The sequence below is a fragment of the Azospirillum sp. B506 genome, assembly GCF_000333595.1.
Taxonomy (GTDB): domain Bacteria; phylum Pseudomonadota; class Alphaproteobacteria; order Azospirillales; family Azospirillaceae; genus Azospirillum.
Window position 1 is genome coordinate 1 of record NZ_BADK01000544.1, and the last position, 6,956, is coordinate 6,956.

A 6,956-nucleotide genomic window follows, 5' to 3' on the forward strand; every position below is an offset into this window, starting at 1 on the left:
CAGACGAGGAGTATGCCTCCCATCCGCTGATGACGGAGTTCGGGGCGCTGGCCGACGAGCACATGAAGCTGATGCGTCAGCTGACCAAGATCGCCAAGATCAGCGACCGCATCCAGACCGATACGCGCCAGATGGCCCGCGCGCTGCATGCCGCCTCGCAAACCGATCCGCTGACCGAGCTGCCCAACCGCCGCCTGATGATCGAACGGCTGGAGGCGGAGCTGTGCCGTGTCGGCCGCAGCGGTGGCGGCTTTGCCATGATCATGCTGGACATCGATCATTTCAAGGAAGTGAACGACGCCTTCGGGCATGCCGCCGGGGACCAGGTTCTTGTGGAGGTGGCAACCCTGCTGCGCCGGAACCTGCGCGGACACGATCTGTGCGCCCGCTGGGGTGGCGAGGAATTCCTGATCCTGCTGCCCGACTCCAACCAGACGCAGGCCGAGATGGTGGCGGAAAAGCTACGGCAAATCATTGCCCACCATCCCGTCGTCCATCAGGACAACGGCATCACCGTCACCCTGAGCCTTGGGGTCTGCGCCTATCGCCCGGGCCAGACCGCCGATGCCTGCATCCAGGCCGCCGACGATGCGCTGTACATTGCCAAGCGCGCTGGTCGCAACCGCTGGGCGGCGGCCTGAACCGGCGGGCGGTGTCCTCGGCCATGGTCGTCGGGCGTTCCGAAAAGGAGAATGCCCGACAGGAACACCGGCCGCGCCGTCACATGCCCTGGCCCACCCCGCCATCGTGACGGAGTGAGGCGAAGCGTCAGGGAAGCGGCTGCTGCTGGGTGATGCAGTGGATGCCGCCACCACCGCGCACGATGTCGAGAGCAGACACCTGCACCACCTCGCGGTCGGGGAAGGCCTTGCGGACGACACGGAAGGCCTCGTCGTCGGCCGGATCCTCGAAGGCCGGCATGACGATGCCGCCGTTGGCGATGTAGAGATTGGTGTAGGACAGGGTCAGGCGCACGCCGTTCACGTCGCGGCGGGCGGGCTGCTGGACGGTGATGACCTCCAGTTCGCGGCCCTTCGCATCGCGGGCGCGCTTCAGCCGGTCGAGATTGTCCTGGAAAATCTTGAAATTGGGATCGCCTGGATCGTCGGTGGTGATCGCCATCACCACGCCGGGACGCACGAACAGCGCGATCTCGTCGATATGGCCGTCGGTCTCGTCGTCCTGATAGCCCTGCCCCAGCCAGATCACCGTCTCGACGCCGAGATGGACCTTCAACTGCCGCTCGATCTCCTCCCGCGCCAGGCCGGGATTGCGGTTCGGATTCAGCAGGCATTGTTCGGTGGTGATCAGCGTCCCTTCACCGTCGACATGGAAGGAACCGCCCTCCATCACCAGCGGGGCGGCGAAACAGGGGAGCTTGAGATGGTCGAGGATCAGGCGGCCGACCTGCCGATCCTTTTCGCAGCCTTCGTAATTGCCACCCCAGGCGTTGAAGCCCCAATGGACGCCAGCCAGCCCGCCCTTGCCGTCGACGACGAAGCTGGGACCGGTGTCGCGGATCCAGGAATCGCTGATCGGCAGCGGCAGGATCTGGATGCCGGGGCCGCAGGCGAGCGAGGCTTCCGCCACATCCGCCGGGTCGCACACCATCGTCACCGGCTCGAAGCGGGAGATGGCCTGCGCGACCTCGGCGTAGGCGTCGCATGCGGCGTCGAAGGCACCCTCCGGCCAGGTTTCCGGCCGGCACGGCCACGCCATCCAGCATCCGCTGTGGCGAGCCCATTCGCCGGGCATGTGGAAACCTTGGCCCGTCGTGATCGGGGCGTTCGATGTCGTCATGCGTCGATCCCTCTGCGCTTTTAAAAGTCCCAGCCTGCCCTTCGCAGCCGCAACACCAAAAAATGGTCGGCGAACCGCGTGGGACCAGGACGTTTTTTATCCCAATCCACCCTAACCACGGGAGCGCGCGTTTGGCAATCGCGTCCACTGCAACGAGCACTTGGCCTCACGGCAGAGGGGCCTTGTGGCAGAGGGGCTTTTCAAAAAGACGCGGAAGACAGTCGCGTCGGCATGCCGGGAGAGGAAGCCGGCATGGGTCCGGGCTAGCGGCCGGACGGCGGGCGCAGGGCGCGGCGGGCGGTGACCGAACGGGTGGTCGAATAAGCCGTGGAAACGGGACTGAAGAATCCGAGTCTCAACAAGGGGAACCACAGGAGCGCGCGCATGGCACAGCCTCTTTCGCTGTTGACGATGCCATCAACATAGCAAAAGAAACGGGCAATTGCCATCCGCGGCGGCAGAGGTCTGCTGCGCGCGGATGGACAGGTCTGCGGAACGGTCCGAAAAGGCCGGTCAGCCGTTCTGGATCAGCCGTTCTGGATCGCCATCTGTTCGTCGCGTTTGCGCTGCCGGTCCTGGCGGGCCATGACGATGCTGGCGATGAAGATGCCGGTCGCCACCACCAGAACCATCAACGTCGCCAAGGCGTTGATCTGCGGACTGATGCCGAACTTCACGCTGGAGAAGATCACCATCGGCAGGGTCGTCGATCCGGGGCCGGAGACGAAGCTCGCCACCACCACGTCGTCCAGCGACAGGGTGAAGGCCAGCAGCCAGCCGGCGACCAGCGCCGGGGCGATCAGCGGCAGGGTGATGACGAAGAAGACCTTGGCCGGACGGGCACCCAAATCCATCGCCGCTTCTTCGAGGCTGCCGTCCATGCCGGCCAGCCGCGACTGGATGACCACCGCGACATAGGACATGGTGAAGGTGGTGTGGGCGATGGTGATCGTGGTGACGCCGCGCCCGTCGGGCCAGCCCAGCCATTGCTCCATCGCCACGAACAGCAGCAGCAGCGACAGGCCGGTTATGACCTCCGGCATGACCAGCGGGGCAGTGATCATGCCGCCGAACAGGGTGCGGCCGCGGAACCGGCCGAAGCGGGTCAGCGCCAGCCCGGCGCAGGTGCCGAGCAGGACCGACAGGGTCGCCGACACCGCCGCCACCTGGAAGGACAGGAAGGCCGCGTCAAGCAGCGCGTCATTGTGCAGCAGTTCGCCATACCATTTGGTTGAAAAGCCGCTCCACACCGTCACCAGCCGCGACTCGTTGAAGCTGAAGACGATCAGCAGCGCGATGGGGACATAGAGGAAGGCGTAACCGAACAGCAGCGCCCAGGACAGGAATCCGACCCGCTTCTTCATCGGCCCGCCTCCGCCTGTTTGCCCTGCACATGCTGGAAGATCATGATCGGAATCACCAGGACCAGAAGCAGCGCGATGGCGACGGCCGACGCCACCGGCCAGTCGCGGTTGGAAAAGAATTCGTTCCACAGCACGCGGCCGATCATCAGCGTGTCGGGACCGCCCAGCAGCTCCGGCGTCACGAACTCGCCCACCGCCGGGATGAAGACAAGCAGAGAACCGGCGATGATCCCCGGCAGCGACAGCGGCAGCGTGATCGACAGGAAGGATTTGAAGGGACGGGAGCCGAGGTCGGCCGCCGCCTCCAGCAGGCTGGGGTCCATCTTCTCCAGCGTCGAATAAAGCGGCAGCACCATGAAGGGCAGATAGCAGTAGGTCATGCCGATATAGACGGCCCAGTCGGAATAGAGGATCTCCACCGGCCCGCTGGTGAGACCGACCCATTCCAGCAGGTTGCTGATGACGCCGTTGCCCTTGAGGATGCCGATCCAGGCATAGATGCGGATGAGGAAGCTGGTCCAGAAGGGCAGGATCACCAGCATCATCAGCGGCCCGCGCCGCGCCGGGTCGGCCTTGGCGATGGCGTAGGCCATGGGATAGCCGATGGCGAGGCACAGCAGCGTGGTGACCGCCGCGATCCGCAGCGAGTTCAGATAGGCGAGGATGTAGAGGTCGTCTCCGCCCAGCCGGAAGTAATTGCTGATGTTCAGCAGGATCTGCAGCTTCGAGGTGCCGGCATCCTCATCCTTCAGCCAGTCGACCAGGGACGAATAGGGCGGCTGGGCGATGATCGATTCGGAGAAGCTGATGCCGAAGACGATCAGGAACGGCACCATGAAGAACAGCAGAAGCCACAGATAGGGGATGGCGACGACCACGCCGCGACCCCACAGCCCGATCCGGCTGAGGCCGGAAACGAGGGCGGAGACGACCGCGTTCATTGGGTCAGCACCACGCCGGCGAAGGGGCGCCAGGTCAGCGTCACCTCATCCTCCCAGGTGATCGGCATTTCGGTGCGGCGGGTGACGTTGGGGGCGGTGACCCGCACCGTCTTTCCGGTCGGCAGTTCCACCAGATAGATCGACACGTCGCCGAGATAGGCGATCTCGCGCACGATGCCTGTGGTCTGGTTGCGGCCTTCGCCGCCTGGGCCGCCACCGGCAACCGGCTCCTTCGACAGGGCGATCTTCTCCGGGCGGATGGCGACGGAGACGGGGGAGCCGGCCGGCGCCGGGGTGGCGTGGGCGATCAGCAGCTCGCAGCCGGCCTCCTCCGACGCGACGAGGACCTGGTCCCCTTCGGTCGAGACGACGCGGCCATCGAACATGTTGATCGAGCCGATGAACTCCGCGACGAAGCGGTTGTGGGGGTACTCGTAGATCTCGGTCGGCGTGCCGACCTGCGCGATGACGCCATGGTTCATCACGGCGATGCGCGAGGACATGGTCATCGCCTCTTCCTGGTCGTGGGTCACGACGATGAAGGTGACGCCCAGCTTTTCCTGGATGTTGACCAGCTCGAACTGGGTACGCTCGCGCAGCTTCTTGTCGAGCGCGCCCAACGGCTCGTCCAGCAGCAGCAGCTTCGGCCGCTTGACCAGCGAGCGGGCGAGCGCCACGCGCTGGCGCTGGCCGCCCGACAACTGGTGCGGACGGCGCTTGCCGAAGGCAGAGAGCTGGACCATCCCCAGCATCTCCGCCACGCGGTCGCGGATCTCCGCCTTCGCCACCCCGTCTTGGCGTAGGCCGAAGGCGACGTTCTGCTCCACCGTCATGTGCGGGAACAGGGCGTAGGACTGGAACATCATGTTGACCGGCCGCTCATAGGGCGGAATGCCGGCCATATCGACGCCGTCGATGTAGATCTTGCCTTCGGTCGGCTGTTCGAACCCCGCCAGCATGCGCAGCAGCGTCGTCTTGCCGGAACCCGAACCGCCGAGCAGGGCGAAGAATTCGTTGCGATAGATCGACAGGCTGACCTCGTCCACCGCGACGAAGTCGCCGAAGGTCTTGGTCACCTTCTCGATGCGGACATAGGGCGTCTGGCCCGCGTCCTGCCACGGTTCCAGGCGGGTGGGCTTGCGAATCGGCTGACCGGCCATCCGGTTTCCTCTTTCAAGACAACGCCCCGGCTGTTCCCCATCGCTGGGGACCGGCCGGGGCGGGTCGACGCCTCAAGATCGGCGCCTCAGGGGGGCGGCTTACTTGCCGGTCTTGACCTTGGTCCACACGCGGGTGCGGGCGCGGTCGGTGGCCTGCTTGATCTGCTTCAGCGAAAACAGCTTCAGCTTGCTGTCGGCCGGCAGGAAGATGCCGGGGTTCGACTTGATGTCGTCGGCGACCATCGGCAGCGAGGCCGGCACCGCGTTGGCGTAGCTGACCTTGTTGGAGATGTTCGCCATGTTGGCCGGGTCGAGGACGAAGTTGATGTACTCGTAGGCGCCGTCCTTGTTCGGCGCATCGGCGGGGACCGCCAGCGTGTCCCACCAGACCTGCACGCCTTCCTTCGGCGTGATGTACTCGACCTTGGCGCTCTTGGCCTCGGCCGCGCGCGCGGCACCCTGGATGGCGTCGCCGTTGTAGGCCATCACGACGCAGGCGTCGCCACCGGCCAGGATGTTGATGTTCTCGCCGGTGACGAAACGCTTGATGTAGGGGCGGACCGCCATCAGCGTCTTCTCGACCTTGTCCAGATCCTCCTTCTTCTCGGAGTTCGGGTCGAGGCCGAGATAGTTCAGCACCGACGGGATGACGTCGATGGCCGAATCCATCACGGTGATGCCGCAGGCCGCCACCTTCTTCGCCACCTCCGGCTTGAAGATCAGGTCCCAGCTGTCGAGCGCCACGTCGGGGGCGACAGCCTTGATCTTTTCCGGGATGACGGCGATGCCGACGGTCCCGCCGAGATAGGGCACGGCATACTTGTTGCCGGGGTCGGAATTCTCCAGCAGCTTCAGGACCTTGGGGTCGATGTTCTTGTAGTTGGGGATCTTGGACTTGTCGAGCGGACCCACCACCTTGGCCTGGATCAGGCGGGACAGCGTCGGCTCGGCGGTCGGCACGATCACGTCATAGCCGGACTTGCCGACGAGCACCTTCTGCTCCAGCAGTTCCAGGCTGTCGTACAGGTCGACTTTCGTCTCAGCGCCCGTGGCCTTGGTGAAGTCGGCGAGGGTCGTTTCACCCAGATAGTCGTTCCAGATGTAGATGTTGACCGGCTTCTTGGCCTGGGCCATCGCCGGGCCGGCGATGGCAATCGCCGCGACCGCGCCGATGAGGCTGAGAGCGAGTTTTTTCATGATTTGCCCCGACCTGTTCGTGAGTGTTGCGGGCGCCGCCACATCCCAACGGCACACCCGGCTCGCGGGCGCTATTGCACCCACGCCCGGGCATGTTGTCAACGGTTTGGGCAAGGTTTCGATCGCTGTTTCGATCGCGGTTTCAATCGCCTGCAGGCCGGGCGGGGGCGGAACGCGCACGCCACCGAGATGACGGCGGCCGGCCGCGTCCCCATCACACGGAAGGGTCCGTGCGATGGGTATCGCGGCCGGTAATGGAAAACCATTTCCCGATCTGGGCCTGCTGGCCGGCAACCGGGCCGCCAATCTCTAAAATTGCAAACGCCAGTATTGTTACTCGCGACTATGTCGCCAGTTATAGCCCTGCCGCTTCTCGGGTCAACGTCACAATTGCCACGAGATATTTCCGAATAGGAAGACAACTGCCGGGACTCGTTTCCAGCCGACCGGACAGAGGCGCCATGCGGCGGCCGGCGCTCTCTCCACCGACCGCC

At 64.9% G+C, this 6,956-nt stretch carries 6 protein-coding genes; 1 reads left to right on the forward strand and 5 read right to left on the reverse strand.

Annotated features, from left to right (window positions below; genetic code table 11):
* The coding region (locus I71_RS16170) for a diguanylate cyclase domain-containing protein (RefSeq protein WP_042695875.1) at nucleotides 1-641 on the forward strand (641 nt) is incomplete at its 5' end.
* Nucleotides 642-768: 127 nt separating this feature from the next.
* Here I71_RS16170 and I71_RS16175 read toward each other — a convergent pair.
* The 5 genes from I71_RS16175 to I71_RS16195 form a co-directional block, all read right to left on the reverse strand.
* The gene (locus I71_RS16175; RefSeq protein ID WP_083897201.1) at nucleotides 769-1,800 is read right to left on the reverse strand and encodes an agmatine/peptidylarginine deiminase; all 1,032 of its coding nucleotides are present in this window, start codon (nucleotides 1,798-1,800) and stop codon (nucleotides 769-771) included.
* A 527-nt stretch (nucleotides 1,801-2,327) separates the two neighbouring features.
* Nucleotides 2,328-3,164 carry an ABC transporter permease subunit gene (locus I71_RS16180; protein ID WP_042695876.1) on the reverse strand — a complete coding sequence of 279 codons (837 nt, stop codon included), beginning with the start codon at nucleotides 3,162-3,164 and terminating at the stop codon, nucleotides 2,328-2,330.
* Nucleotides 3,161-4,105 (reverse strand): ABC transporter permease subunit, encoded by a 945-nt coding sequence (locus tag I71_RS16185; RefSeq protein ID WP_042695877.1) that lies wholly within the window; start codon nucleotides 4,103-4,105, stop codon nucleotides 3,161-3,163. The genes I71_RS16180 and I71_RS16185 overlap by 4 nt, the downstream gene beginning before the upstream one ends.
* Nucleotides 4,102-5,265: an ABC transporter ATP-binding protein gene (locus tag I71_RS16190; RefSeq protein WP_042695878.1), complete on the reverse strand. Its 1,164-nt coding sequence runs from the start codon at nucleotides 5,263-5,265 to the stop codon at nucleotides 4,102-4,104. Before I71_RS16190 ends, I71_RS16185 begins: the two co-directional genes overlap by 4 nt.
* Before the next feature lie 99 nt (nucleotides 5,266-5,364).
* Nucleotides 5,365-6,462, reverse strand: coding sequence for an extracellular solute-binding protein (locus I71_RS16195; protein ID WP_042695879.1), 1,098 nt, complete (start codon nucleotides 6,460-6,462; stop codon nucleotides 5,365-5,367).
* Nucleotides 6,463-6,956: the final 494 nt, after the last annotated feature.